General features: G+C 54.1%; 23 protein-coding genes. 9 read left to right on the forward strand and 14 right to left on the reverse strand.

Annotated features, from left to right (window positions below):
* Window positions 1-25: 25 nt before the first annotated feature.
* The 5 genes from gcvP to HUF19_RS04475 form a co-directional block, all read right to left on the reverse strand.
* Complete coding sequence (gene gcvP / locus HUF19_RS04455) at window positions 26-2,941, reverse strand: aminomethyl-transferring glycine dehydrogenase (RefSeq protein ID WP_260998681.1); 2,916 nt, start codon at window positions 2,939-2,941, stop codon at window positions 26-28.
* A 105-nt stretch (window positions 2,942-3,046) separates the two neighbouring features.
* On the reverse strand, window positions 3,047-3,430 hold the full coding sequence (gene gcvH, locus HUF19_RS04460) for a glycine cleavage system protein GcvH (protein ID WP_260998682.1): 384 nt from the start codon (window positions 3,428-3,430) through the stop codon (window positions 3,047-3,049).
* 49 nt (window positions 3,431-3,479) lie between these two features.
* A complete protein-coding gene (gene gcvT / locus HUF19_RS04465) occupies window positions 3,480-4,574 on the reverse strand; it encodes a glycine cleavage system aminomethyltransferase GcvT (protein WP_260998683.1) in 1,095 nt (364 codons plus the stop codon).
* 285 nt (window positions 4,575-4,859) lie between these two features.
* Window positions 4,860-5,528 (reverse strand): TetR/AcrR family transcriptional regulator, encoded by a 669-nt coding sequence (locus HUF19_RS04470; RefSeq protein ID WP_260998684.1) that lies wholly within the window; start codon window positions 5,526-5,528, stop codon window positions 4,860-4,862.
* Between the two features lie 32 nt (window positions 5,529-5,560).
* A complete protein-coding gene (locus HUF19_RS04475) occupies window positions 5,561-6,577 on the reverse strand; it encodes a helix-turn-helix transcriptional regulator (RefSeq protein WP_260998685.1) in 1,017 nt (338 codons plus the stop codon).
* A gap of 259 nt (window positions 6,578-6,836) precedes the next feature.
* Between HUF19_RS04475 and HUF19_RS04480 the strand changes: the two genes are divergently transcribed.
* The 4 genes from HUF19_RS04480 to HUF19_RS04495 all read left to right on the forward strand — a co-directional run bounded on the left by HUF19_RS04480 (window position 6,837) and on the right by HUF19_RS04495 (window position 11,817).
* Complete coding sequence (locus HUF19_RS04480) at window positions 6,837-7,967, forward strand: efflux RND transporter periplasmic adaptor subunit (protein ID WP_260998686.1); 1,131 nt, start codon at window positions 6,837-6,839, stop codon at window positions 7,965-7,967.
* A gap of 11 nt (window positions 7,968-7,978) precedes the next feature.
* Window positions 7,979-11,026: an efflux RND transporter permease subunit gene (locus HUF19_RS04485; protein ID WP_260998687.1), complete on the forward strand. Its 3,048-nt coding sequence runs from the start codon at window positions 7,979-7,981 to the stop codon at window positions 11,024-11,026.
* 158 nt (window positions 11,027-11,184) lie between these two features.
* Window positions 11,185-11,535, forward strand: coding sequence for a DUF3301 domain-containing protein (locus tag HUF19_RS04490; RefSeq protein ID WP_260998688.1), 351 nt, complete (start codon window positions 11,185-11,187; stop codon window positions 11,533-11,535).
* Window positions 11,536-11,583: 48 nt separating this feature from the next.
* Window positions 11,584-11,817, forward strand: coding sequence for a GNAT family N-acetyltransferase (locus tag HUF19_RS04495; protein WP_260998689.1), 234 nt, complete (start codon window positions 11,584-11,586; stop codon window positions 11,815-11,817).
* 51 nt (window positions 11,818-11,868) lie between these two features.
* On the opposite strand, the gene HUF19_RS04500 is transcribed toward HUF19_RS04495, so the two are convergent.
* Together HUF19_RS04500 and HUF19_RS04505 are read right to left on the reverse strand one after the other, a co-directional pair.
* Complete coding sequence (locus HUF19_RS04500; RefSeq protein ID WP_260998690.1) at window positions 11,869-12,573, reverse strand: glutamine amidotransferase-related protein; 705 nt, start codon at window positions 12,571-12,573, stop codon at window positions 11,869-11,871.
* Window positions 12,574-12,584: 11 nt separating this feature from the next.
* The gene (locus HUF19_RS04505) at window positions 12,585-12,842 is read right to left on the reverse strand and encodes a DUF3820 family protein (RefSeq protein WP_145465988.1); all 258 of its coding nucleotides are present in this window, start codon (window positions 12,840-12,842) and stop codon (window positions 12,585-12,587) included.
* A gap of 178 nt (window positions 12,843-13,020) precedes the next feature.
* On the opposite strand from HUF19_RS04505, the gene HUF19_RS04510 reads away from it, so the two are divergent.
* Together HUF19_RS04510 and HUF19_RS04515 are read left to right on the forward strand one after the other, a co-directional pair.
* Complete coding sequence (locus HUF19_RS04510) at window positions 13,021-13,674, forward strand: flagellar brake protein (protein ID WP_260998691.1); 654 nt, start codon at window positions 13,021-13,023, stop codon at window positions 13,672-13,674.
* Between the two features lie 26 nt (window positions 13,675-13,700).
* Complete coding sequence (locus tag HUF19_RS04515) at window positions 13,701-16,355, forward strand: putative bifunctional diguanylate cyclase/phosphodiesterase (RefSeq protein WP_260998692.1); 2,655 nt, start codon at window positions 13,701-13,703, stop codon at window positions 16,353-16,355.
* Window positions 16,356-16,406: 51 nt separating this feature from the next.
* Here HUF19_RS04515 and ppnP read toward each other — a convergent pair whose 3' ends face one another.
* Entirely contained in the window at window positions 16,407-16,688 is a 282-nt protein-coding gene (ppnP, locus tag HUF19_RS04520) for a pyrimidine/purine nucleoside phosphorylase (RefSeq protein ID WP_145465985.1), read from the reverse strand.
* A gap of 95 nt (window positions 16,689-16,783) precedes the next feature.
* The gene (locus HUF19_RS04525; RefSeq protein WP_260998693.1) at window positions 16,784-18,868 is read right to left on the reverse strand and encodes a sensor histidine kinase; all 2,085 of its coding nucleotides are present in this window, start codon (window positions 18,866-18,868) and stop codon (window positions 16,784-16,786) included.
* Window positions 18,869-19,229: 361 nt separating this feature from the next.
* Between HUF19_RS04525 and HUF19_RS04530 the strand changes: the two genes are divergently transcribed.
* Window positions 19,230-21,116, forward strand: coding sequence for a DEAD/DEAH box helicase (locus HUF19_RS04530; protein WP_145465983.1), 1,887 nt, complete (start codon window positions 19,230-19,232; stop codon window positions 21,114-21,116).
* A 140-nt stretch (window positions 21,117-21,256) separates the two neighbouring features.
* On the opposite strand, the gene HUF19_RS04535 is transcribed toward HUF19_RS04530, so the two are convergent.
* The gene (locus HUF19_RS04535; protein WP_260998694.1) at window positions 21,257-21,838 is read right to left on the reverse strand and encodes a TetR/AcrR family transcriptional regulator; all 582 of its coding nucleotides are present in this window, start codon (window positions 21,836-21,838) and stop codon (window positions 21,257-21,259) included.
* A 127-nt stretch (window positions 21,839-21,965) separates the two neighbouring features.
* Here HUF19_RS04535 and HUF19_RS04540 point away from each other — a divergent pair, with 127 nt between their 5' ends.
* A complete protein-coding gene (locus HUF19_RS04540; RefSeq protein ID WP_260998695.1) occupies window positions 21,966-22,577 on the forward strand; it encodes a glutathione S-transferase family protein in 612 nt (203 codons plus the stop codon).
* A 58-nt stretch (window positions 22,578-22,635) separates the two neighbouring features.
* Window positions 22,636-23,244 carry an NADPH-dependent FMN reductase gene (locus HUF19_RS04545; RefSeq protein ID WP_260998696.1) on the forward strand — a complete coding sequence of 203 codons (609 nt, stop codon included), beginning with the start codon at window positions 22,636-22,638 and terminating at the stop codon, window positions 23,242-23,244.
* Between the two features lie 65 nt (window positions 23,245-23,309).
* Here HUF19_RS04545 and HUF19_RS04550 read toward each other — a convergent pair whose 3' ends face one another.
* The 4 genes from HUF19_RS04550 to HUF19_RS04565 form a co-directional block, all read right to left on the reverse strand.
* Window positions 23,310-23,621 (reverse strand): DUF3601 domain-containing protein, encoded by a 312-nt coding sequence (locus HUF19_RS04550; RefSeq protein WP_260998697.1) that lies wholly within the window; start codon window positions 23,619-23,621, stop codon window positions 23,310-23,312.
* Window positions 23,618-24,001: a hypothetical protein gene (locus HUF19_RS04555; RefSeq protein WP_260998698.1), complete on the reverse strand. Its 384-nt coding sequence runs from the start codon at window positions 23,999-24,001 to the stop codon at window positions 23,618-23,620. The genes HUF19_RS04550 and HUF19_RS04555 overlap by 4 nt, the downstream gene beginning before the upstream one ends.
* 62 nt (window positions 24,002-24,063) lie before the next feature.
* Complete coding sequence (locus HUF19_RS04560) at window positions 24,064-24,489, reverse strand: DUF1761 domain-containing protein (RefSeq protein ID WP_260998699.1); 426 nt, start codon at window positions 24,487-24,489, stop codon at window positions 24,064-24,066.
* A 131-nt stretch (window positions 24,490-24,620) separates the two neighbouring features.
* A complete protein-coding gene (locus HUF19_RS04565) occupies window positions 24,621-25,226 on the reverse strand; it encodes a hypothetical protein (protein ID WP_260998700.1) in 606 nt (201 codons plus the stop codon).
* Window positions 25,227-25,242 lie beyond the last annotated feature (16 nt).

The raw sequence follows: 25,242 nt of genomic DNA on the forward strand, positions 1-25,242 counted from the left end.
GGGAACGAGAAAACTACGAAAACATTCAGTCCTCGTAATTCTCAATCGCCGGGCAAGAACAAATCAGGTTGCGGTCGCCGTACACATCATCAATACGGCCAACGGTTGGCCAGAATTTATGGGCACCGAGTTCTTTAACCGGGTAAGCGGCCAGTTCGCGGCTGTATGGACGATCCCATTCGCCGGCAATTACCGGTGCGGTGTGCGGGGCGTTTTTCAGCGGGTTGTTTTCCGCATCCAGTTCGCCGCGCAGTACCGCGTCGATTTCGCCTTTGATGCTGATCATGGCGTCAGCAAAGCGGTCGATTTCGGCTTTGGATTCCGATTCGGTCGGCTCGATCATAAAGGTGCCTGCAACCGGGAACGACATGGTCGGCGCGTGGAAACCGTAGTCCATTAAGCGCTTGGCGATATCTACTTCGGTAATGCCGCTTTCGGCTTTCAGCGGACGCAGGTCAACAATACATTCGTGCGCCACACGGCCGTTCTGGCCGGAGTACAGAATCGGGTAGTGAGCCGATAAGCGCTTGGCCAGGTAGTTGGCTTTCAGCAGTGCGTTTTGGGTCGCACGACGCAGACCTTTGCCGCCCATCAGGGTGATGTACATCCAGCTGATGGTGAGAATGCTGGCGGAGCCGTAAGGCGCAGCCGATACCGCGCCATTGCCTTTGGCTTCGTTCTCCAGCGGGCGTACCGCGTGGTTGGCCACGAATGGCGCCAGATGTTTGGCAACACCGATAGGGCCCATGCCCGGGCCGCCGCCGCCGTGTGGAATGGCGAAGGTTTTGTGCAGGTTCATGTGCGATACGTCGGCACCGATAAAGGCCGGCTGGGTAATGCCCACCTGTGCGTTCAGGTTGGCGCCGTCCATATACACCTGGCCGCCGAGGCTGTGTACCAGATCGCAGATTTCACGCACGCCCTGCTCGTAAATACCGTGGGTCGACGGGTAGGTCAGCATCAGGCACGACAGCTGGTCGCCGATTTCTTCGGCTTTTTTCTTCAGGTCGTCAAAGTCGACGTTACCTTCGTCATCGCAGTTGGTGACCACAACGCGCATCGAGGCCATTTGCGCCGACGCCGGGTTAGTACCGTGGGCAGAGCGCGGAATCAAACAGACGTTACGGTGACCTTCGCCACGGCTCTCGTGGTATTTCTTGATCGCCAGCAGACCGGCGTATTCGCCCTGCGCACCGGAGTTCGGTTGCATACAGATGGCGTCAAAACCGGTAACGGCTTTGAGGTAGTCGTCCAGCTCGGCAATCATCTGCTCGTAGCCAACAGTCTGTGACTTAGGCGCGAACGGGTGAATATTGGAGAACTCAGGCCAGGTAACCGGAATCATTTCGGTGGTGGCGTTCAGTTTCATGGTGCAGGAACCCAGCGTGATCATGCTGTGGTTCATGGCCAGGTCTTTCGACTCCAGACGCTTCATATAACGCAGCATTTCATGCTCGGTATGGTAGCGGTTGAAGGTCGGGTGGGTCAGGAATTCGGTGTTACGTGCCTGACCGGCGTCGATGCTGTTGGAACCGCTGGCAACAATCTGCGCATCCAGTGCGTATACATCCAGACCGTGACCTTCGCCGAGAATAATATCGAACAGTTCCTGTACATCGGCTGCAGAAGTTTTCTCGTGCAGGCTGACACCCAGAGTGTTTGCGGCCATACCCAGAGCGGCGTCGTCGCGCAGGTTCACTTCACGCGCTTCGGCACGGGCCAGTAGTGCGGCTTTGTCGCTGGCGTTAAAGGTCAGGGTGTCGAACCAGTGGTTGTTGACCAGCTCAATGCCTTTAGCCTGCAGGCCTGCTGCCAGAATATCGGTTAAGCGGTGAATTCGGCCGGCAATGGTCTTCAGACCTTGTGGGCCGTGGTAGACGGCGTAGAAGGAACTCAGGTTGGCCAGCAGCACCTGCGCAGTACAGATGTTGGAGTTGGCCTTCTCACGGCGGATATGCTGTTCACGGGTCTGCAGTGCCATACGCAGCGCAGGCTTGCCCTGAGCGTCAATGGATACACCGATAATACGGCCGGGAATATTACGCTTGTACGCATCGCGGGTGGCAAAGAACGCCGCGTGCGGGCCACCAAAGCCCATCGGCACGCCGAAGTGCTGGGCGTTACCCAGCACGATGTCGGCACCCATTTCGCCCGGTGCTTTCAGCATCACCAGCGCCATCAGGTCGGTGGCCACGGCGGCCAGTGCGTCTTTGGCGTGCAGGGCGGTAATCACATCGGTGAAGTCACGCACATCACCGTTTTTACCCGGATACTGGAACAGGGCACCGAATACATCGGCGTCGGCAGCGGCATCCGCCGGGCCAACCAGTACGTCCCAGCCAAAGGCTTCGGCGCGGGTTTTGACCACGTCGATGGTCTGCGGCAGGCAGTTTTCATCGATATAGAAGGTGTTGGATTTGTTTTTCTTTACCGAGCGCTTGGCCATGGCCATGGCTTCGGCAGCGGCGGTGCCTTCGTCCAGCAGGGAGGCGTTGGCCAGTTCCATACCGGTAAAGTCGATCACCATTTGCTGGAAGTTGAGCAGGGCTTCGAGACGGCCCTGGGCAATTTCCGGCTGGTAAGGGGTGTAGGCGGTGTACCAGCCCGGATTTTCCAGCACATTGCGCAGAATCACCGGCGGAATAATGGTGTCGTGGTAACCCAGACCGATGTAGCTTTTAAAGATCTTATTTTGGGCGGCCAGCGCTTTTAAATAATTCAGCGCATCGTATTCCGTTTTGCCGTCGGCAATATCAAGGAAAGGCGCACGCAGAATATCAGCGGGGACGATTTCGGCGCTCAGGGCTTCCAGCGAGTCGGCACCAACGGCAGCCAGCAGAGCGGCTTCTTCGTTGCTGTCCGGGCCTGCGCCATTGGAGGCAATATGACGGCCGATAAAATTATCGCGTTGTTCCAGATCTTTAAGAGACAGTGTGGTCATGGGAGAACTCAAAAAAGTTAAAACGGATGCGCTTGGTGAGAACCTGCCGCTGGCGGTGTTAACGGCAGTCCGCCTGCGGCCGGGCCGCAGGTGGACAGAAGCGTCTTATTCGCAGGCGGCTGCGTAGGCTTCGGCGTCGAGCAGGTTGTTCAGGTCGTCGGCGTTAGCCAGTTCCATTTTGAAGAACCAGGCATTGCCGTACGGATCTTCGTTGGCCATTTCCGGTGCATCAACCAGCGCGTCGTTCACGGCGATGATTTTACCGGCCAGTGGCGCGTAGATGTCGGACGCGGCTTTTACCGATTCAACCACGGCGATGTCCTGCTCGGCTTCCACTTCGGCGCCGACTTCCGGCAGTTCAACGAATACCACATCACCCAGCTGAGCCTGGGCAAAATCGGTAATACCGATGGTTACGGTGCCGTCGGCTTCGAGACGGATCCACTCATGGGAAGTCACGTATTTCAGTTCGGCTGGGATATTGCTCATGTTGATCTCCACTCAAAAATAAAAAGCGTAAAACGAATTCGTTAAGGAATCAGAACTGCTGCTTGCCGTTACGGACGAAAGGCAGCTTAACCACGCGTGCGGGCACTAATTTACCACGCATTTCCACCAGACACTTGTCTGCGGTGCCAACCGGTACACGCGCCATGGCAATAGAATACTCCAGGCTTGGGGAGAAGGTGCCGGAGGTGATTTCACCCTCACCAACGCCTTCAACCACAACCTTCTGGTGCGAACGCATTACACCGCGCTCTTCCAGTACCAGGCCAACCTGCTTCAGCGCCTGCTGTGGGTTGGCTGCGCGCTCAGCTTTTTCGGCTTCCAGTGCGGCACGGCCGATAAAATCACGCTCTGCTGGTTCCCAGGCAATGGTCCAGCCCATGCCGGCCTGCAGTGGCGAAATGCTTTCGTCCATATCGTTGCCGTACAGATTCATACCGGCTTCCAGACGCAGGGTGTCACGTGCGCCCAGACCGGCCGGAGCAACACCGGCATCCAGCAGCTGCTGCCAGAATGCCGCTACTTCGGCTTCCGGCACCATAATTTCCAGACCGTCTTCACCGGTGTAACCGGTGCGCGCGTAGAACCATTCGCCTTTGCCTTTACCCTGAAAAATCATCAGGCTGTCGATCAGTTCGGCGGCTTCCGGTTTAACCTGTTTTACCAGCTCAATGGCTTTCGGCCCCTGGATGGCGACCATCGCCAGCTCAGGACGTTCGGTGAGGCTGACTTCAAAGCCTTTGCTCTGACGTGACATCCACTCCAGATCCTTTTCGCGGGTGGAGCAGTTCACCACGGTGCGGTACCAGCCATCCATTTTGTAGACGATTAAGTCGTCGATCACGCCGCCTTCGTTATTCAGCATGCCGGAGTACAGGGCTTTGCCGCTTTCTTTCAGCTTGGCGACATCGTTGGCCAGCAGTTTCTGCAGATAGGCGGTGGCATCCGGGCCGCGCACATCAACGATGGTCATATGCGATACGTCGAACATACCGGCCTGCTCGCGCACAGCTTTGTGTTCCTGAATCTGCGAGCCGTAATGGATGGGCATATCCCAGCCGCCAAAGTCGACGATTTTGCCGTTGGCTTCGAGGTGCTTGGCGTACAGAGCGGTTTGCTTGGCCATGTTATGTCCTGCTGTAGTCAGTCGTGATGTGATCGTTTGCTGTCTTTATTCTGTTCCGCCAGTGTTGTCGCGGCGGGTGCTTTGTCTGCCCTGAGGGCGGACGAATGCTTTGTTTCAGATCGTAAAAAAGGGCGGCAGTATAGCGCCTAAAACGGACTTAGGCACCCTCCAATCTGTAAATAGCTGGACTATGGTTCCATTTTGTGAATATTGGCCTGTTTCAGCCTGCGGGCCGCATGGACGCTGGGGTGGTGCTGTTGCCTTAAATGGTGGAAATCTGACTGTTCAGTCAGAAAAAGGTATGGTTTGAGGCTGAGTACTGATGGCCCGCAGAGTCAGCTGTAAGTGCGTGCGCAGCATGTCGTCAAAGCCCAGCGGTTGTTCTTTGCGGGCGAATACGCCGTCGATGGTCAGCAGGGCAAAGCCGTGAATCGACGACCAGCAGTTATTGGCCAGAATCATCGGTTCTGTGGGCAGGAATTCGCCGCGCTGCGCCCCTTCCGCCATCAGCTGCAATAACACATTAAAGGCGCTGTGTGCTGAGGTGCGTAATTGCGGATATTGTTCACGGTTGGTGATGCTGCTGCCGAAAATAAGACGGTACTTTTCCGGATTGGCGATGGCGTAACGCAGGTAAGCTTCGCCGGCGCGCAGCAGGTTGTCGGCACAGCTGAGTGAAGGCTCAATGCAGGCACTGGTGACGACGCTGAGTTCATCGAAGGTCTGGCGTGCCAGTTCAACCAGCAGGCCGTTCTTGTCGTCAAAGTGGCGGTAGGGAGCGGTCTGGGATACGCCGACTACCCGTGCCAGGGCGCGCAGACTGAGATTTTCGGCGCCCTGTTCACGGATGCTGTCGACCGCTGCGTTCAGCAAAGCCTCACGCAGATTACCGTGGTGGTAGCTGGTGGTAGCGTTGTTCTGGTTTGAGGCGACGCTGGTCATCGGCAGATCCATAAAAGATTCCCGCTATTCAAACCAGTTACGCCTTAAGCGTCAACTTCACTCAGCTGTTTATTCACCTGTGGCACGCTATTGGCGGAGCTGTCTTTCTGCACCTGATACATCTGGCTGGGAGACGAGCCGCACCATTTTTTAAACGCTTTGGAAAAGTTGGCAACACTGGAATAACCCAGCTCAGCGGACAGTTGGGTAACGTTATAAACCCGTCGTTGCAGCCAGTCGCGGGCCTGAATCAGGCGCAGCTCGGACAGCAGTTTCTGGTAGTGTGTGCCGCAGTCCTGCAGGCGCCGTTTGCAGGTCCGTTCGCTCAGTCCCAGCGCCCGTGACAATTGCTCCAGTGATGGCGGTTCCGGCAGTTCAGAGCGCAGCAGATTGGCCGCTTTACTGGTGATCAGCAGACTTGGGTGCGGAGGCTGTTCGCGTTCTAACTGCGGCTGCTGACGTGGATCGGCAGCACTGTGCAGCAGACGACAAGGCAGCTGTATCGCCAGATAAGGTGCATCACCATAAATGCTCAGCGGCGCATAGGCAGCATAGCGCTGTGGCTGCTCAATACTTTGTGGCAGATGCAGCTGAATTTCGTGCTGCGCGGTGGAGATAAATGGCAAACAGGTGGCGTGCAGCCAGGCAACCAGCACATCCAGCGCCTGCGCCGGAGGCTGACCGCCCAGCGCGGTATGTACGCGCCAGTGCAGCTCAATATGGCAGGTTTCGCCATCGTTATGCTGTTGCAGGGTAAACAGCTGGGTCAGCAGGTTATCTTCACGCAGCTGCATACAAGCCTGCGCCAGAGTGTCAAACGGCGCTTTCTGGTGCAGCGCCAGTGCCAGACCGTAATCGAGTGCCAGATTTTCCTGCGGCAGCTGTTCCTGTGCCCAGTCGAGCAGTCTGAGGATCTGGCTGACCGCAATGCGGCTGCGGCTGTTGAACAATGCATCGGCCGGCAAATCCATTGGCGGCAGTTGCTGATTTTTAATGCCTTTGCTGGCCAACAGGCGCAGCAAAATATGCAGTGAGTTAGCAGTACAGTTTAAAGGGCCCATGGTGTGTCTTTTTTTTATGTGGTGAGAGTGCAGAACTGTACGGCAAAACGAGCGTTTAACAATGTGTTATCTGGCAGACATACACCCAGAATTGGCCTGTAATCACCCATTTATTATCCGATCAGGACAATGGCTCTGTGTTGACGATGCTCACATTGTCGTCATAGTATGTTTTCACTGTAAACATGTCGGTGATGTGCATCCCCCGACGTGTCTTTCGTGATCAATGGGTCTGCATAATTACAAACAGGAGCGCCCTATGTTTTTTTTGCGTTTATCCGGCGGCTTTGCTGGCCGTTCTCTCTTTGCCTGTCTCACGTTAATACTGGCAGCTCCGTTGCTGGCACAACCGGCCTTACCGGTCGAAACCGTCAGTGTGCAATGGCAGGAATATGCCCGGCCGCTGCGTATCAGTGGTGTGCTGGAAAATAAGTCTGAACAGAATCTGGCGTTTAAAATCAACGGCCTGGTACGCCGCGTAGCCGTGGATGAAGGGCAGTGGGTAAAAGCCGGGCAGGTACTGGCGGCCCTTGATCTGGAAGAAATCGACGCGCAGGTGGCCAAGGCCGAATCGGTGCTGGCTAATGCCGAGCGTAATCTGGCGCGTTTTCAGTCATTACAGGGGCTGGATGCGTTGTCGGTCGAACAGTTACAGAGCGCCGAAACCCAGGTGGATGTCGCCCGCTCCGATCTGACCGTTGCGCGTTTTAATCAGCGCCATGCGGTTATCCGTGCACCGGCGGATGGCCGGGTGCTGAAGCGTTCGGTAGAAGCCAATGAAATGGTCAGCAATGGCAAACCGGTGTTTCTGTTTGCCGCCCGCACCAGTGGCTGGGTGCTGCGTGCCGGCGTGACCGACAAAGACATCGTACGTTTACGTCTGCAGGACCACGCCGAAGTAACCTTTGATGCTTATCCGGGGGCAGTATTTCAGGCAGAGCTGAGCGAGCTGGCCGGGCGTGCCGACGCCAGTCAGACCTTTGAGATTGAGTTGCGCGTTACCGCTAAACCTGAGCAGCCCTTGCTGGCCGGTTTTGTTGGCCATGCGGTGATTATGCCGGCACAGACCCGCCCGGCAGTGTTGCTGCCGGTCGGCGCCATGGTCCGAACCTATAACAAGCATTCCGCAGGTCAGAGCGCCAGTCAGGGAGCACAGGCCGAAGTGGAAGTGTTTGTGGTGCAGAACAACGACGGTGACTATCAGGCGCAGCTGCGTCGTTTGCCATTGCTGGCGCTGGATCATGATCAGCTGGTGATTACCGGCGGCCTGCAGGATGGCGAAGACGTGGTGGTGGCCGGTGCGCCCTATCTGAGTGATGGCCGGGCGGTGATGCCGGTGAACAATGTGGTGGTGGAATCCGCCACGATCGCACCAGACGTTGCCGAATAAAGGAGCGGGTTATGCAATTACCTCAACTCGCTATCCGCAATCACCAGTTCACCTGGGTGATGTTTTTATTGCTGGTGCTGCTTGGCGTGGTGTCATTTTTTACCATGCCGCGCTCAGAAGACCCGCAATTCGATTTTTCTGCCGCCGTAATCAAAGTGGTGAATCCGGGCACGACGCCGCTGGATATGGAAAAGCTGGTGGTTGATCCGCTGGAAGCGGCGCTGAACGAACTGGATGATCTGCGCGAAATTAAAACCAGTCTGGAAGATGGTCTGGCGGTTATCCGCGTGGAATTTTTATACGGTACCGACCCGGACGATAAATACGATGATGTGGTTGGCGCTGTATCACAGGTACGCGATCAGCTGCCGGCCAGCATTGTCGATCTGGATATCGACAAAATATCCCCCGCGGATGTCAGTATTCTGCAATTAGCGCTGGTATCAGAGCAGGCGGATTATCCGGAATTAAAAAAGCACGCCGAAACTCTGGAACAAAAACTGGAGCGGGTCAGCGGTGTTAAGCGGGTGGATATTGCCGCACTGCCAACACTGGAAGTGCAGATTCAGGTCGACCAGCGCAAGGTAAATGGCCTGGGCATCAGTCTGGATGAAATTCAGGCGGCGGTTGCCAGTGCCGCACAGAATTTACCCGGCGGTCACGCCAATGCCGGTGAGCGGCGTTTTACCGTGCGTACCAGTGGCGATTATGAATCGCTGGATGCTATCGGCGATACCGCCGTGCGCGGTCAGGGCCAGCGTCTGATTTATCTGCGTGATATTGCGCAGATTTCGTTAACCGAAAGTCTGCCCAGTTACCGTGCGCGTTTAAATGGCGAAAAAGCGGTATTTATTTCTGTGGTGCAGCGTAAAGGCAGCCAGATTTTTCAGGTACGCGAGGGCATTCAGAAGGTGCTGGATGCCTACACTGATAAGCGTCTGCCACAGCATATTGCGTTAAAAAGCGTCATGGATCAGTCGCTCAGTGTCGAGCGTCAGATCGACGGTTTTTTTGATAATTTAAATCAGGGCCTGATTCTGGTCGCTGTATTGTCACTGATCGTGCTGGGCCTGCGTCCGGCGCTGGTTGTGGTCGCGGCGATTCCATTATCGATTTTTATTGCCATTGGCTGGGTCGATTTAGCCGGCTTTGGTCTGCAGCAGATGTCCATCGTCGGTCTGGTGATTGCGCTGGGTTTGCTGGTGGATAACGCCATTGTGGTGGTGGAAAACGTTGCCCGTCATTTACGCGATGGCGACAGTCCGACCGAAGCCGCGGTTAAGGGCAGTTCACAGGTCGCCTGGGCGGTGGCTTCGGGTACGCTGACCACCGTGCTGTCTTTTTTACCCATGTTATTAATGCAGAATGGCTCCGGCACTTTTATGCGCGCTATGCCGGTTACCGTGGTATTAACCCTGTTTGCATCGTTATTAATTGCCCTGACTTTAACGCCGTTGCTGGCGAGTAAATTAGGTAAAGCTGCAAAAACTACCACCCGTAGCCAGAAAAAACTGGAAGCAATCGCCGATGGTTTTTATCTGCGCTGGCTGAACCGCGCGCTGGCCAAACCTAAGCGGGTGCTGGGCATTTCGCTGGCGTTATTAATCGGTTCGTTGTCGCTGTTTCCGTTAATCGGTGTCAGCCTGTTTCCGAAAGCCGAAAAACCAATGATTCTGGTGAATATTGATATGCCGGAAGGCAGCGGCTTTGAACAGACCGAAGCCATGGCGCAACGGGTTGAAGCGCTGGTACGTAAGCAGCCTTTAGTGGTGGATATTGCGCAGAACGTTGGCCGCGGTAATCCGCGGATTTATTACAACATTATGCCGTCACGGCAGACGGTGAATTTTGCGCAATTATTTGTCACCTTAAGTGCCCATGAACTGGCACAGGTCGAACCTTTGGTTTCCGCCTTACGTGATGAGTTGAGCCGGATTGCCGGTGCACAGATTACGGTTAAGGAATTTATGCAGGGACCTCCGGTCGAGGCGCCGGTTGAAATCCGCATTATGGGTGAAGAACTGAAACAGATTCAGCGGGTATCGCTGGATGTCGCCAGCATTATGGAACAGACCCCGGGCGTCGTTGGTGTGGATAATCCGGTCGGCAAATATAAGGTGGATCTGCATGTGCAGATTAATCGCGATAAAGCCGCCATGCTGGGTATTCCGCTCAGCACCATTGACCGTACCATCCGTACCGCACTGGTGGGTTTACCTATGGGTGTGTACCGCGATGATGACGGTGAAGAATACAATTTAGTGCTGCGTTTATCGGAATATCCGCGTCCGGAACTGGCGACCTTTGACGATATTCAGATCACCACCGCGCAGGGAAAACTAGTGCCGCTTTTGCAGGTTGCCAGTCTGGAACTGGAAACCAGCATTGCCCGCTTCCAGCATTTTGATACCGAGCGTATGGCACGGGTAACCTCGGATGTGTTACCGGGTTTTACCACCGAAGCCGTGACCAACGCCGTGGTTGAACAACTGCAGCAATATGCCTGGCCGGAAGGTGTGCATTTTACCATCGGCGGTGAGCAGGCCAACCGTAAAGAAGCTTTTGGCGGTATGGCGCGGGCATTAATTCTGGCGGTGTTCGGGATTTTTGCCGTGCTGGTGCTGCAGTTCCGTTCTTTTGTGCAGCCATTAATTGTTTTTGCCGCCATTCCCTTTGCCTTAATCGGTGCTTTACTGGCGTTGTTTATTACCGGCTATACCTTCAGTTTTACCGCCTTTATCGGCCTGACCTCGCTGGTGGGGATTGTGGTGAATAACTCCATTATTCTGGTGGATTACGCTAACCAGATGCGACGCGAAGGCATGGAGCAACTGGCAGCCATTGCTGCTGCTGCGCGAACCCGTTTTGTGCCCATTGTATTAACCACGCTGACCACCATTGGCGGTTTATTGCCGCTGACCTTATCCGGCTCCAGCATGTGGTCACCGATGGGCTGGGCCATTATCGGTGGCTTGCTGGTTTCGACCCTGCTGACCCTGATAGTAGTGCCGGTGCTGTACCGTTTTCTGGGCAAAATGCCGGAGGAGCCTGAGGCTTAATTTCCGGGAATTGATGTCGCTGAGTAAGGCGGAAACCATTGATTGTGGTTTCCGCCTTTTTTATGTCGCTGATCCGGGCTTTTAATTTGCCCGCTTTGCCTCCATATTCAGCCCATCGGTAATTTATGTCCGCAAGGGCGGAATTAAAGGCGGACATTATGATGCTTGGCTGGATTTTCTTTTTTGCCTGCGTAGCGCTGGCGTATCTTTTCTGGAACCGGCAACAGCAGGCGCGGCTTCTGGCATTGCAGTCGGTGCGCCGTCACTGTCAGCAGGAAGATGTGCAGCTGCTGGATGATACTCTGGTGCTGGAGCGGATACGCATCCGCCGCATTCCATCTTTGCAGCTGGTAAAAGGAGAGGGCCGCAGCCAGTCCGGCGGCTGGCGGTTGGTAAGGACTTACCGTTTTGAATTTTCTTCTACCGGCGATGAACGTTATCAGGGCCTGCTGACGTTGATTGGCCGGCGGGTGGCAAAGCTGGAATTACAGGCGCATCGTATTCACTGAGTAGTTGTTAGTGCTGCGCGAAATTTTTGACAGATTGGGAGGGTAATCATGGTGATTCATCAGGCAGAACAGCAGCGTTTTGTGATTGAGCAGGACGGCCACGAATGTGTGCTGGATTACGTGGTTGAAGGCAAGCAGATTGATTTTACCCACACCTATGTGCCTTTCCGTCTGCGCGGTAAAGGTCTGGCTGAAGAGCTGGTAAAAGAAGGGCTGGCCTGGGCAAAGGGTCAGGATTATGACATTCAGGCCAGCTGCTGGTATGTGCGTAAGTTTCTCTGATGGCCGTTCTGGCCAGCAGATATTTTCAGGCTTTTTTAACGGCGAATAAATTTAAAGGCGGATAAACTCTGCCAGCCAGCGGCCAACGGTATCGGCATCGGTAGGTTGGGCGAGGGTATTCATTCCTTCGCGGAACAGCTCCGGGCCGATACAGTTTTCCCGCCGCGGCAATAATTTCTGGGTGTAATCCACCGTAAATTCCGGATGTCCCTGAAAGGTCAGCACCCGCTGGTCGATATAAAACGCCGCATTTTCGCAGAATTCACTGCTGGCCAGACGCCGTGCTTCCGGTGGCAGGGTCAGCACCTGATCGCGGTGGCTGTAAATCAGGCGTAAATGCGACAGGTCATCGTTGAGCCAGCTCGGACGCTGTTCAATGCGGGTGGTATGCACGCCGATGCCCCAGCCTTTATCGCTGCGCGCAGCATAACCGCCGAGGGTATGCGCCAGCAGCTGGTGACCAAAACAGATTCCAATCATTTTGCTGTGCTGGGCGTAGGCCTGCCTGATCCAGTCCTGCAGTGGTGCAATCCACGGCAGGTCGTCATAGACACCGGCTTTGGAGCCGGTAATCAGGTAAGCGTCGCATTCTTTAATATCCTGCGGTAATTCCCCTTGTTGTACCTGATAAAAACGGTATTCGAGAGGAATGCCCAGACGGGAAAAAAACTGCGTGAACATATTGCCGTACGAACGGTATTCGTCCAGCAAATCGGGGTAAAGGGTATCGGTTTCCAGCAGGCCCAGCGTTTTCATAGCGAGTGTCGTCAGTGCAGAGTGTCGGAAGCAGGGTTGACCAGTACAGTCGCTGACTGGCCGCGTAACGGCTTGAGAATATCTTCCAGACCGTTGATTTTAATTTCCAGTGCTAATGCCAGCAGCATGCCCAGCTGGCCGGCCGGCATACCCTTGTTATTCAGCCACAACAGGTATTCTTCGGGAATATCGATCAGCACCCGCCCCTGATATTTGCCAAAGGGCATGGTCATGGTTACCAGGCGGAGCAGGTCGGATTTGTCGAACACGGAATACCTCTGAATGCTGTTAAAAGGGGCCATTCCCATCAGTTTGTGGTGTGACCATCGACATGATGAGCGGTGGTCGCGCAGCCTGCAAGTGCTGCAAAACGCTTGGACACTTTGTCAGGCATTTTTCTGGTCTACACTAAAGTCTCAGTTATCACTTAGGCCAGATGCACCGGGCATGGAAGAAAAACACACACGATTTGAGGACCTGCGGCTGATGCCGGGCCAGCCGCTGCAGCTGGACTTTGAAGGCTATACCAGCGAACGGGACCGGTCAGTTCTTATCGGCTATCGCGCCGGACAAAGCATCATCGTTACCACGCCGCTTGTTAATGGTTCGCCCATGGTTCTGAAGCTTGGGGCGTCGCTGGCGGTGCGTCTGTTTGCCACGCAAATGAATTGCGCCTGTGCCTTCCGTACGGAAATTATTCATATTTCCCGTGCCCCTTATCCGCATCTGCATCTGGCCATGCCGGGATCTATGGTGCTGGGTGAGGTGCGCAGCTCGGTACGCGCCAAGGTATCGCTGATTGCATCCGTGCATTACGGCGAGAATTTTTCGCAGAAATGTTCAGCCATGATTAAAGACCTGAGTCTCGGCGGGGCGCGGCTGGAGGCCAAAATGCTGCCGGTTGAGGTTGGTGAAACGATTCAGCTGACCGCGCAGGTGGCGGTCAGTGGCATTGAACGCATTATTAAACTCGACGCCATTGTCCGTGCGATTACGAAAGAAACCGGCGGCGTCGGGGTTGGGCTGCAGTTTCAGACTATGAGTGATTCGGACCGCATTACACTGCACGCTTACGTGCTTTCCAATATTCACCGGCAATAGCCGTTTTCCAGTTCTGGAGTTGTTGCATGACTGGTATGACATCCCCTGCTGACGGGCAGGATCACTGGAGTCAGGTCTGGCAGGATCTGCTGAAAGGCCGCGCGTTGACCCCATCGTTGCCTGTCTCGCCTCTGGGTTTGCAATTGCAGTCCCTGCTGGAAAACAGTTTGCAGCGCTTTATGTTCAGCCGTGCCGATACCCTGCTGCATGATCTGCAGGCCTGCCTGCAACCGCTGGCCACGGCGCTGCAGGCTGAGCAGGTTGTTTTGCTGTTGTGTCCGCAAGGGGCTCATGCACAGCCGCTGTGCATTCTCAGCGCTCAGGATGACAGCAGCACGCAGCGCCTGCAGCGTCTGGCGCTGCAGCGTGATGACTGGTGTGGTCTGCTTGAGCGTCAGCAGCCGCGGTTATTATCGGCGGCTGTTGCCCGTGGCCCGGACGAGCAGCTGGTGCTGCAGGCCATGGCCTGCGATCAGGTACTGTTGCTGCCGGTTGGTGATCATCATGCTGTGTCCGGTTGTATGTTGCTGGGCCTGAGCGATGACATTGCCGTTCCTGATGAGCACGAACGTTCGCTGCTGTCGGGATTTACCCGTCTGTGTTTTCTGATTGCCGACCGCCTTGCCCTGATGACCCACCTGGAACAACGTGAACGCTCACTGTTGCAGACCGAGCGTCTGGCCAGAATTGGCAGCTGGTATGACGATGTACTGAATAACCGCATCACTTTTACGCCGCAGGCCGGCGAGATATTTGAACTCAGTCCTGAGGTTAGTCAGGTAAGCCTTGAAACCTACATTGCCTATCTGCATCCGGATGATAAAGAGCGGGTCATTACGACGTTGCAGCACAGTCTGCAGAGGTTGCAGCCCTCGGATATGACTTACCGCATCTGTACGCCCTCCGGGCGGGTCAAAATGATCCATGGTCTGGGCGAAATTATTGTTAACGCCGAAGGCAAAGCTGTGGCGCGGGTAGGCACGGTGCAGGATATTACTGAGGCTCATGCCCGTGAGCAGCGGCTGCAGCAGGCCGCGCGGGTGTTTGAATCCACTATGGAAGGCGTAGTAATTACCGACCCGGCGGGTCTGATTGAAGCGATCAATCCGGCCTTTACCACCATTACCGGTTATGCCGAAGATGAGGTGCGCGGACGTTCGGTGGCGATGTTCAGTCCGGAGCGGCGTCAGCGTAATGTGCTGCAGGATATCCGCAGCGAAGTACAGAGCCGTGGCTTCTGGCGTGGTGAAATATGGAACCGGCGCAAGAATGGCGAAGTCTTTCCACAGTCGCTGACGGTGACCACGGTGCGTGATGAGCAGCAGAATATCAGCCATTATGTGGCGGTATTTGCCGATATCACCCGGCAGAAAGAATCGGAGCAGCAGCTGGATTATCTGGCTCATCACGATTCCCTGACGGGCCTGCCGAACCGCAGTTCGCTGCTGATTAAACTGCAGCGCGCGCTGGAGCTGGCAAGCCAGAAGCGGCGTAAAGTCGCCGTGATCACCATCGATCTGGATCACTTCAAACACATCAATGACAGCCTTGGCCATCCGGCCGGTGACCGTCTGCTGCAGGAGTGTGCCCGCCGTCTGCGTGAACGCCTGCGCGACAGCGATACCGTGGTACGCCAGGGCGGTGATGAGTTTGTAGTGGTGCTGGAAAATATCGTCAGTGACGATCAGGTCAGACGCGTGGCGGAGATTATTCAGCAGTTGTTCGGCAGTGCTTTTGATGTGGGTATCGGCCGCGAACTGTTTATTGGTGCCAGCCTGGGGATCACGTTGTTTCCGGATCATGGCCGTGATGTTACCCAGCTGATCAGTAATGCCGATGTGGCGATGTATCAGGCCAAGAGTAAGGGCCGTAACCATTATCAGTTTTATACCAATGACCTGACTCAGGCGGCGACGGACCGGCTGGAGCTGGGGAATGAGCTGCGTCATGCGTTACAGCGTGATGACGAGCTGCAGCTGCATTATCAGCCACAGGTCTGTATTCGCAGCGGCCGGGTGACCGGTGTTGAAGCCTTAATCCGCTGGCAGCATGAGCAGGAAGGCATGATTCAGCCGGGACGCTTTTTACCGGTGGCAGAAGACAATGGTCTGATGCCGGAGCTGGACAGCTGGGTGCTGAATAAAGCCTGCCGGCAGCTTGCTGTCTGGCAGCAACAGGGGATCGCTCCGCTGATTCTGGCGGTCAATATTACCCAGCCGACCTTTGTTGCCGGTGGGCTGGTGGAGCGTCTGAAAGCCTTGCTGGATATCTATCAGCTTGATCCCAGCTGGCTGGAACTGGAAATCACCGAAGGGGCTTTGCTGGAGCCGACCGCGCAGGTGCTGTCGACCATTGCCGGGCTGAAAGCACTGGGCGTGATGCTGGCGGTGGATGATTTCGGCACCGGCTATTCGTCGCTTGCCTATCTGCACCGTTACCGGGTCGATAAACTGAAAATTGACCGCAGTTTTATTAACAGTGTTGAGCGTGAAGAAGAAGGGCGGGTGATCACCAGTACCATTATTAATATGGCACGCGGGCTGGGTTTGCAGATTCTGGCAGAAGGGGTGGAAACGGCGCCGCAGCTGGAATTTCTGCGTGCGAATGGTTGCGAAACCTATCAGGGATTTTACTTCAGCCGGCCATTGCCGCTGACGGAATTGGCGTTGTTGTTAAAGTAATAATGTGAGCGCGGAACCGGTCTGCCGTGCAGGCCGGTTCCGTGGCAACGCTTATTCGTAGGTGCAGAAATAGGCGGTCTGAGTCGCCATTTTCACCTGGAATTTAACGTTGGCCGGCACTTCGAAAGATTCGCCCTGAGCGAAGGTCTGCCATTCGCTGGCGCCTGGCAGCAGTACGTCCATGCTGCCGGAAACCACAGTCATCACTTCTTTCTGGCTGGTGCCAAATTCGTATTCACCGGCTTCCATAGCGCCAACGGTAGCTGGCAGAGTCGCGGTTTGCAGGGCAATAGACTTTACCTTGCCATCAAAATATTCGTTTACTTTCAGCACAGTTAAGCACTCCTCGTGAATTGGAGTGGCGATTATACGCATCCGCTGCCGGGCGGCAATCGGCGCCTGCGCTGGGCCAGGCGAAGGCGGACCTGTTATTGGTCGCCGGCCGGCCGTGTTAAAGGAAAGCGGATCACAAAACGGGTGCCCTGACCGGGGGCGCTGCTGACTTCGAGCGAGCCATGCAGCTGGTGGCTGACCAGATCCTGAATGATGTAAGCACCAATACCGCTGCCACCCTGATTGCGCTTGGTGGTAAAGAACGGATCGAACAGATGGCTCAGGGTATGTTCATCCATCCCTTTGCCGTTGTCGCTGAAGGTGATTTCTACCAGCTGATCGCGCTGCTGCGCTTCTATATGGATCTGGCCACGCTCTGAGCTGCTGTCATCAAAAGCGTGGGTCAGGGAGTTCATCATCAGATTGGTGAATATCTGTGCCACGGCACCCGGGTAGCCGCTGATAAAAATACGCTGCGGGCATTCCACCCGTACATCAATCGGCCGGTATTTATAATTCGGCCGCAGAGATACGACGATGCTCTGCAGATAGTCTCCCAGCTCAAACTCACGGCGCTGCTCACTCGACTGATCGACGGCTACCTGCTTGAAACGGGCAATCAGATCGGCGGCGCGGCGCAGGTTATCGGCAGTAATCTGAACCCCTTCCTCTGCAAACTGAATAAAATCATCGAATTCGGCTTTGTGCAGCTGGTTACTGCGGAATAACTGAGCCACCTCCTGCAGCTGATCCTCCAGCGCACTGACTGCGGTAACACTGATGCCCAGCGGGGTATTGATTTCGTGTGCCAGGCCGGCAACCACTTCGCCCAGCGCGGCGTGTTTTTCCAGGTTCACCAGCTGTTGCTGTGTCAGCTTCAGCTTGCGCAGCGATTCGTTGGCTTCGGCGTTTTTCTGTTCCAGTTCACGCGTACGTTCTTCCACTTTGGATTCGAGGGTGGCGTTCAGTTCTTCCGCCCGCTGTTGCTCGGCCTGCAGTTTACTGTTGCTGTCGGACAGGCGGCGGGTGAACTGATCAACCTGACCGACCAAGGTGTTAAAGGCGTTAACGATCGGGGTGAACTCATTTTCGGCATCGTACTGCAGCGGCCGGAATGATGGCTGACTGGCTTCGCGGTTGTAGGCCACGGTGCTTTGCAGGCGCTGCAGAATCTGCTCGAACGGACGGAACAGCACCTCCAGAACCAGCGCCATAATCGACACAAATAACACGGCGATGCCGATATTAATGGTCATGCCATCGGCCAGCCGCTCCTGTACCGCCAGCGCCAGATCAGCGTGGGGAATGCGTACCCCCATTACCAGCCCGGTCTGACTGCGCGCGGCAAACAGGTATTCGCCATTCTGTTCCTGCAGCTCGGTAGCATCGTTGGCTTTCAGGGCCAGCAGTTGCTGATTACTGACGACGGTGTGCAGTGCGCTGTCATGCTGCGGGCCAACCAGATACTGAGCGCTGCTCTGGTGTAAAAGGAACGGGCGGGTGCCGGGCGTCAGATGCAGTTCACGAATCTGCTGACGCAGTTCCTCCATCGCCCAGTCGACGGTGGCGATACCAATCAGCTTTTGCTGGTTGTCGTACATCAGTGCATCAACGGTCATGATCAGCGCTTCGGTGCCGGCGCTGTCAAAGTAGGGCGGGCTCCAGAACAGGTCGGCGTTACGTTGTTGATCGCGTGGCCAGTCGGCCGGAATCGCCAGCCTGTACCAGGGCTGGCTGGGGTAATCGTAGCGCTCGTCACTCAGATCCCAGGTGGCCATCACATCCTGACCGTTGTGGTAGGCGTAAGGACCAAAATAACGGGCATCCGGATCGATAGTGTAAGGCTCAAACCAGATGCCGCCACCGAGTGCCTGATTGAATGACTGAAAGGTTCGCACCAGTAATTTCTGCAGGGCAGTACGCACCTCCGCCGGATTGGAGCGGTGATGTTGCTGATGATGATGTTCACCGCTGCGTGCCAGTCCGAGTGCCGTACGTTCCATCTGTGCTGCGGTGGCATCGAGATGATGAACGCTGGCGGTGACAGCCGTCATAATCTGCTGGCGGTTAAATTCCAGAACAGAATTGCTGGCACGGCTGTTGTAGTGCAGCAGCAGGGCGGTAAAGCCCGCGATCTGCAGAATGATGACGCACAGAAGAATACGGTTTTTGATATTCATGTTTTACATCTTGATATCAAGCTTTAGCCAGACTAGCAGTAACAGTGAGGCTTGCGTAGCGTCAATTCTGACATTACTCACAATAGTATGCGCGCCGCTGGTTTCTGCCAGCGATTAATCTCTGCAGAGAGATGGTTGGCACGTATCGCACCATTCAACCCGACCTCCGGCCTCCGACCGAGCCCCGCTGCTTGTTACAACCAGACAATTGTTACATCTGTATAAAATAATTAAGGCGATCAACCGGCCTTTCCTATATAGTACGCCCCCCTTAAGAAAACCGACGAGTCGGGCCTAGCCGTGTGAGCAGTAGAGTGCGAACCAGAACGGCCAAGCCCTTCCTCTACTACACAGGTACAATATGACCGATTCTACTCCTACAGGCTTTGCGAGCCTGGGCTTACCTTTTTCTATTCTTCGTACTCTGGAAGAGCTGGGCTACGAAGCTCCGTCTCCGATTCAGGCCGAAAGTATTCCCCCACTGCTGGAAGGCAAAGACGTTCTGGGTATGGCCCAGACCGGTACCGGTAAAACCGCTGCCTTCGCACTGCCGCTGCTGAGCCGCACCCAGGCTGATTTTAATTCGCCACAGGTTCTGTGTCTGGCGCCAACCCGTGAGCTGGCACAACAGGTGGCTGAAGCCATCAAAACCTACAGCAAATACATTCCGGGTATTGGTGTTACTGCTATTTATGGTGGTTCCGATTACGGCAGCCAGCTGCGTGAACTGAAGCGTGGTCCGCAGTGGGTTGTAGGTACTCCGGGCCGTGTGATGGATCACCTGCGTCGCGGCACCCTGAACCTGGCTGATATTAAAGCCGTGGTTCTGGACGAAGCCGACGAAATGCTGCGCATGGGCTTTATCGACGACGTGAACTGGATTCTGGAACACACGCCGCGTACCCGCCAGGTGGCTCTGTTCTCCGCGACTATGCCGCGTGAAATTCAGCGCGTTGCTGAAACTCACCTGAAAGATCCGGTTGAAGTAAAAATTCAGACCAAAACCACCACCAACGATAAAATTCGTCAGCGTTACTGGTTTGTTGCCGGTGCTCATAAAAATGATGCCCTGCTGCGTATTGCCGAAACCGAAGAATTTGACGCCATGATGGTGTTCGTCCGCACCAAACAGGCAACGGAAGAAGTCGCTGATTTTATGCAGGCCAACGGCTTTAAATGTTCACCATTAAACGGTGACATTCCACAGGCGCTGCGTGAAAAAGCGGTAGAAAAACTGAAAGCCGGTCAGCTCGATATTATTGTAGCGACCGACGTTGCTGCCCGTGGTCTGGACGTTGAACGTATCAGCCACGTAATCAACTACGATATTCCGCAGGATACCGAATCCTACGTTCACCGTATTGGCCGTACCGGTCGTGCGGGCCGTAATGGTGAAGCCATTGTGTTTGTTCGTGGCCGTGAAAAACGCATGCTGCGTGACATCGAAAAAGCGACCCGTCAGAGCATTGAAGAAATGCCACTGCCGACCGCCAAAATGGTTAACGAAAAACGCCGTGAACGCTTCCAGGCACAGATTCTGGACGCCATTCACCCAGAGCGTAATAACCAGTACCGCGAAATGATTGAGACCATTCTCAGTCAGAACCCGGTCGATGCACTGGACGTTGCTGCCGCACTGGCCGCTCTGCTGCAGGGTGAAAAATCACTGTTTATTAATGAGCAGACTGATGCCCGTATGGCCGATGCCCGTGAGCGTGAACTGCGTAACGAAAGCCGCAGTGAGCGTCCGTCCCGTGACCGTGATTCCCGTGGTGATTCACGCGAGCGTGGCCCGCGCAGCAAGGCACTGCCGGAAGAGCGTCCGAAGCCATTAAAAGGTCATCCGGAAGTGGAAATGACCCGTTATATGGTTGGCATTGGTTATGACGACGGCCTGAAGCCGGGTAACCTGGTTGGCGCGGTTGCTAACGAAGCGGACCTCGACAGTGATTACATCGGCCATATCGAAATTTTTGATAATTTCGCCGTAATCGATTTACCGGAAGGTATGCCGGCCCCGACCATGGGCAAACTGCGTAAAGCACGTGTTTGTGGTCGTCCGCTGGAAATTAAAGTCTACAAAGAGTCTGAAGTACCGCAGGGTGGCGCTGGTGCTCCACGCCGTGCTCCGCGTCGTACCGAAGGCCAGAAAGACGGTTTCGCCAAGAAACCACACCGTGGCAAGCCACGCGATAACGGTGCTCCGGCACCGGGTACCCGTGCTCCACGTAAGCGTCGCGAAGCTTAATATTAATTAAGACTGCGCAACGTTAATAAAAAAACCGGCCACTGGCCGGTTTTTTTATGTCTGCTGCACAGAATTCCTGTTAATAAAAACGCGACGGCAATAACCGCCATTATGCTGCAGCGGCTATAAGGGTTCTCTGCTTACCAGGCTTCGAGTTCGGCAATCATAAATTCCAGCACATCGTGCACGCGCTTTTTCCCGGCATTCTGACGTAACAGCACCATGGCATGTACCTGACTGGCGAGAAAACGTGAGGCGGTCAGCGGATCACGCGGACGGTTTAATTCGTTATTGGCCAGCGCCTGCTGCAGGGCTTTCTTCAGGCTTTCTTCCTGCCGGCGCAGGCCGTTTTTAATCAGGTTCAGACTTTCTTCGTGTAATTGCCCCGCACTCAGGCTGGCATTCAGCAGCATACAGCCGGCACTGGCCTGATCGTTCTGTAATTGCCGTTGCAGCAGTCGGAAGTAAGCAATGATGGCGGCTTTTCCCTGATTTTCCTGCAATGGCCGCAGCATGCGGTTAAAAATATTATCGGTATAGAGCACCAGCGCCTGATGGAAAAAATCCTGTTTATTGCCAAAAGTCTGATACAGGCTGTAGCGGTTAACCCCGAGTTGTTGCACCAGATTTTCCATTGATAACTGGCGGAATCCTTCGCGCCAGAACAACAGCATGGCCTGATGCAGTACCTGAGCGGGATCGAATGACTTGGTTCTGGCCATTAAATTACCTGTATGTTCTGAAGATTGCCGGCAGGATCAGGCAGCTAAGCGAATTCTTTCTTGACTGATCATTCTGATATTGGCTAGTGTAATCCAGAATGATCATTCTGAAAAACAAGGAATCCGTATGAAACTGTACAGCGCCAATATGGCACCCAATCCACGTCGCAGCCGTATGGCATTGGCAGAAAAAGGCATTACCGCTGTTGAGGTGATTGATATTGATCTGGCTGGCGGTGAGAACCTGAAGCCGGAATTCCGCGAGCGCAACAGCCTGGCGAAGGTGCCGGTGCTGGAACTTGATGATGGCACCTGCATTGCAGAAACCGCAGCCATATACCGCTATCTGGAAGAAATTCAGCCGGAACCGAACCTGATGGGACGTGATGCCAAAGAGAAAGCGCTGATTGAGATGTGGGATCGCCGCCTCGACAATGCCTTACTAATGCCGATTGGTCATTGCTTCCAGCATACGACCGGCTTTTTTAAAGACCGTATGACACCGGTTGCCGCCTGGGGCGAAGAAGCCGGTAAACTGGCCGCTGCGTTTTTACCTATTCTGGAGCAGCAACTGCAAAAGCATGAATTTGTGGCGGGTGATCACTTCTCTGTGGCGGATATTACCGCTCTTTGTACACTGGAGTTCGGCAAGGTGATTCAGCTGCGTATTACAGACGAGTATCCGGCTATTCAGCGCTGGCATGCGCAAATGAAGGCGCGTCCGTCCTATACTGCATAACACCCTGTGCCTGCCGTACGCGCTGTGCGGCAGGTGATGATTAAACATGGAGGATGTTATGAATTCTGATCTGAATATCTGCCTGCTGGTGGCCAGCCATCGTGCCAATTCACAAAGTCGCCGTATTGCCGATTATATGAATCAGCACTTTCTGGCCGGTAAAGCGAGTCTGATCGATCTGTATCAGAGTAAGTTACCACTCTGGGATGGTGAACCACTGGCTACCGGCAGCACAGAAGAGCAGAGCGTCGCCGAGGTAAAAGCCCGTGCCGCAGCCGCCGATGCCTTTGTGTTTATTGTGCCGGAATGGCACGGCATGGCTCCGGCCGGACTGAAAAATTTTCTGCTCTGGTGTGGGATGAAAGAACTGGCGCATAAACCGGTATTGCTGGTTGGTGTATCCGCTTCGGCCGGCGGTGCCTTTGTGATTGCCGAGTTACGCCACAGCGGCTACAAAAACTCGCGCCTGTTATATCTGCCTGAGCATTTGCTGCTGCGTGATGCGAATGACCTCTGGGTGGGGCAGGAAGGGCGTATGAGTGATGTTTATCTGGAAAAGCGTACCCGCTATGCACTCGACCAGTTAATAACCTACACCGAAGCCCTGAAACCGGTTCGCGACAGATTGTGTGCAGGGCTGGCGGATTTTTCTAACGGTATGTCGTAACCAATAACGGCCAGCTGCCCGGTGACCACGTGCGGATCTGCAGCACACGGGCTGCAGCGCACGGACTAAAGAGCCCGGATATACTGCTCTAAATTGTCCAGCAGCTTGCCCTGCTCTTCCGGGCGCCACTGCAGGCGGATATGCCACTCCTGTTCGCCGTCGAACGATACGAAAAATGACATACCGTCGTCGTACGGCAGAAAGGAATAACCCAGAAATACCCAGCCTTCCCCAACGGCATGCAGATGCTGATCGTAATCGGCAAACGCCTGAATAACCTCATAACGCTTACCGGCGCGCAGAAAATTATGATTATCACCGCAGTTCGCTGCTTTATGGCCGGTCCAGGTACCGGCAGGTTTCGGGCCGAAAGTCATAGGTAAGAAGGCTCGTGTTGAGATAGTGCAACAGACTTATCTGCTTCGCTCTGATTGCCTATTTTATCGTCGCGTTTTTTACCATTTTCATGCCAGGTCTTAATCGCTGACGTTGCCATCTGCGAAAAATTCTTTGAGACATGACGGCCCTGATACATTGACGAGGCATTTTCAGCAAGCGGAACAGAGCCATGAATATCGTCCGCCAGTTTATGCAGATACTCACGTCCAGCCATTTGATACCGGATCTGTTCCAGGTCATTCAGTCTGATCATATAGCTATAACCAAATGCACCCATGCTGCAGTTCACATCGAAATAGAGGTTGCCTTCGTGCTCCAACAGAAACCACGCCTGTTTTTCAGAATCGATGACGTTCATTGTTGTGAGATCCTGCGGTAAAAGACGGAATAGTCTGTCTGCGGTATTTCCGACTGAATACATCAGTTAAATGCCGCAATGATTGCACCGATCAGAGCCAATTCCGCCACGCTGTGCGCTGAGTTGATGAACGTCAGTTTTACGGATGTGCGGGCAAAGCCATTGTAGTAACCCAGTGATGTGGCCGTAAATACAATGGCAACCGCTGCACCAAAAAACGCCCCGCTCAGAACGCCGGATATATTCAGAGCTGATAGCAGCAACGCGATCAGCAGGGCTTTGCTTAATCCTGACACCAGAGAGATGGCAAAAGCTCCGCCAAGACCTTCGGTGTTGTCCGCTTCTTCTCTGCTCAGCCCTAAAGCGTTTGCCCAGGCTTTACCGAAAACGGCCCAGTGATACCAGACAAAACCCAGTATATAGCTGGCGATTGCGGCAATTGCGACCGCGATATAATTCAGGTTTTGTAGTGCGTCGATAAGGTTCATATGGGTTCTCGGGGGGTTAACGCCCTGTTAAGCTGTGAGCAACGCTATGCTAAAACTCCCCATGTCACACTAAACGCAATGCATAGTGAGAATTTCAAGCGTTGCGAATCACTCTCAAAAATATTGTTGGCTCAATTGGCAAATATCTTACTCTGGTCTACACCTGTACTAAAAGGCATTTTAAACTTTATCCATTTGCCAAGAATTTTCGTAGCGCCATCGTATGCACATGAGTCATCGCGTACAAACTCTTGATCCGATGTTACATATAGTTCATCTTGATAAAGTGATATATAACAAAGAGTGACAGGTAATTTATTAATGACAAAAGAAACGGCCTCATATGATTCTGATTTTTTATCCTTAAGGTAAAAGGTCGCAATTTCAAGCTTACTTCCAGCTTTAATGATCAACCTTCCAGGGAATTCCGTTGTTAACAGTTCAAACTCTTCAGGGTTTAAATTATTTATCTTTACAAACTCTGAAACCATAGGTCTAACTGAAACTGCTTTCTTTCCTGCGACTTCGAAATTAGTAACTATTGCGGGACCATTTCCAGCATTTTCGAAATAAAGAGTAATCTTACCATCTTCGAATACATCGACACCGGTTTGCACTAAGGGGAGAGAGCTTATTCTATTGTGATAATTTGTCGAATAGGCTTGAAGCAAAGTAAGAAAGAAAGCACAAGCTGCGATCACAATGCTGATAATGTTTAATCTATTTTCTTTATTCATTGGTTTCATTATAACT

The sequence above is a fragment of the Thalassolituus hydrocarboniclasticus genome, from assembly GCF_025345565.1.
GTDB classification, from domain to species: Bacteria; Pseudomonadota; Gammaproteobacteria; order Pseudomonadales; family Oceanobacteraceae; genus Venatoribacter; species Venatoribacter hydrocarboniclasticus.

Excerpts from the sequence above, each read along its gene's own strand:
- gcvP (WP_260998681.1), bottom strand. The coding sequence starts at position 2,941 with ATGACCACACTGTCTCTTAAAGATCTGGAACAACGCGATAATTTTATC.
- gcvH (WP_260998682.1), bottom strand. The coding sequence starts at position 3,430 with ATGAGCAATATCCCAGCCGAACTGAAATACGTGACTTCCCATGAGTGG.
- gcvT (WP_260998683.1), bottom strand. The coding sequence starts at position 4,574 with ATGGCCAAGCAAACCGCTCTGTACGCCAAGCACCTCGAAGCCAACGGC.
- HUF19_RS04470 (WP_260998684.1), bottom strand. The coding sequence starts at position 5,528 with ATGGATCTGCCGATGACCAGCGTCGCCTCAAACCAGAACAACGCTACC.
- HUF19_RS04475 (WP_260998685.1), bottom strand. The coding sequence starts at position 6,577 with ATGGGCCCTTTAAACTGTACTGCTAACTCACTGCATATTTTGCTGCGC.
- HUF19_RS04480 (WP_260998686.1), top strand. The coding sequence starts at position 6,837 with ATGTTTTTTTTGCGTTTATCCGGCGGCTTTGCTGGCCGTTCTCTCTTT.
- HUF19_RS04485 (WP_260998687.1), top strand. The coding sequence starts at position 7,979 with ATGCAATTACCTCAACTCGCTATCCGCAATCACCAGTTCACCTGGGTG.
- HUF19_RS04490 (WP_260998688.1), top strand. The coding sequence starts at position 11,185 with ATGATGCTTGGCTGGATTTTCTTTTTTGCCTGCGTAGCGCTGGCGTAT.
- HUF19_RS04495 (WP_260998689.1), top strand. The coding sequence starts at position 11,584 with ATGGTGATTCATCAGGCAGAACAGCAGCGTTTTGTGATTGAGCAGGAC.
- HUF19_RS04500 (WP_260998690.1), bottom strand. The coding sequence starts at position 12,573 with ATGAAAACGCTGGGCCTGCTGGAAACCGATACCCTTTACCCCGATTTG.
- HUF19_RS04510 (WP_260998691.1), top strand. The coding sequence starts at position 13,021 with ATGGAAGAAAAACACACACGATTTGAGGACCTGCGGCTGATGCCGGGC.
- HUF19_RS04515 (WP_260998692.1), top strand. The coding sequence starts at position 13,701 with ATGACTGGTATGACATCCCCTGCTGACGGGCAGGATCACTGGAGTCAG.
- HUF19_RS04525 (WP_260998693.1), bottom strand. The coding sequence starts at position 18,868 with ATGAATATCAAAAACCGTATTCTTCTGTGCGTCATCATTCTGCAGATC.
- HUF19_RS04530 (WP_145465983.1), top strand. The coding sequence starts at position 19,230 with ATGACCGATTCTACTCCTACAGGCTTTGCGAGCCTGGGCTTACCTTTT.
- HUF19_RS04535 (WP_260998694.1), bottom strand. The coding sequence starts at position 21,838 with ATGGCCAGAACCAAGTCATTCGATCCCGCTCAGGTACTGCATCAGGCC.
- HUF19_RS04540 (WP_260998695.1), top strand. The coding sequence starts at position 21,966 with ATGAAACTGTACAGCGCCAATATGGCACCCAATCCACGTCGCAGCCGT.
- HUF19_RS04545 (WP_260998696.1), top strand. The coding sequence starts at position 22,636 with ATGAATTCTGATCTGAATATCTGCCTGCTGGTGGCCAGCCATCGTGCC.
- HUF19_RS04550 (WP_260998697.1), bottom strand. The coding sequence starts at position 23,621 with ATGACTTTCGGCCCGAAACCTGCCGGTACCTGGACCGGCCATAAAGCA.
- HUF19_RS04555 (WP_260998698.1), bottom strand. The coding sequence starts at position 24,001 with ATGAACGTCATCGATTCTGAAAAACAGGCGTGGTTTCTGTTGGAGCAC.
- HUF19_RS04560 (WP_260998699.1), bottom strand. The coding sequence starts at position 24,489 with ATGAACCTTATCGACGCACTACAAAACCTGAATTATATCGCGGTCGCA.
- HUF19_RS04565 (WP_260998700.1), bottom strand. The coding sequence starts at position 25,226 with ATGAATAAAGAAAATAGATTAAACATTATCAGCATTGTGATCGCAGCT.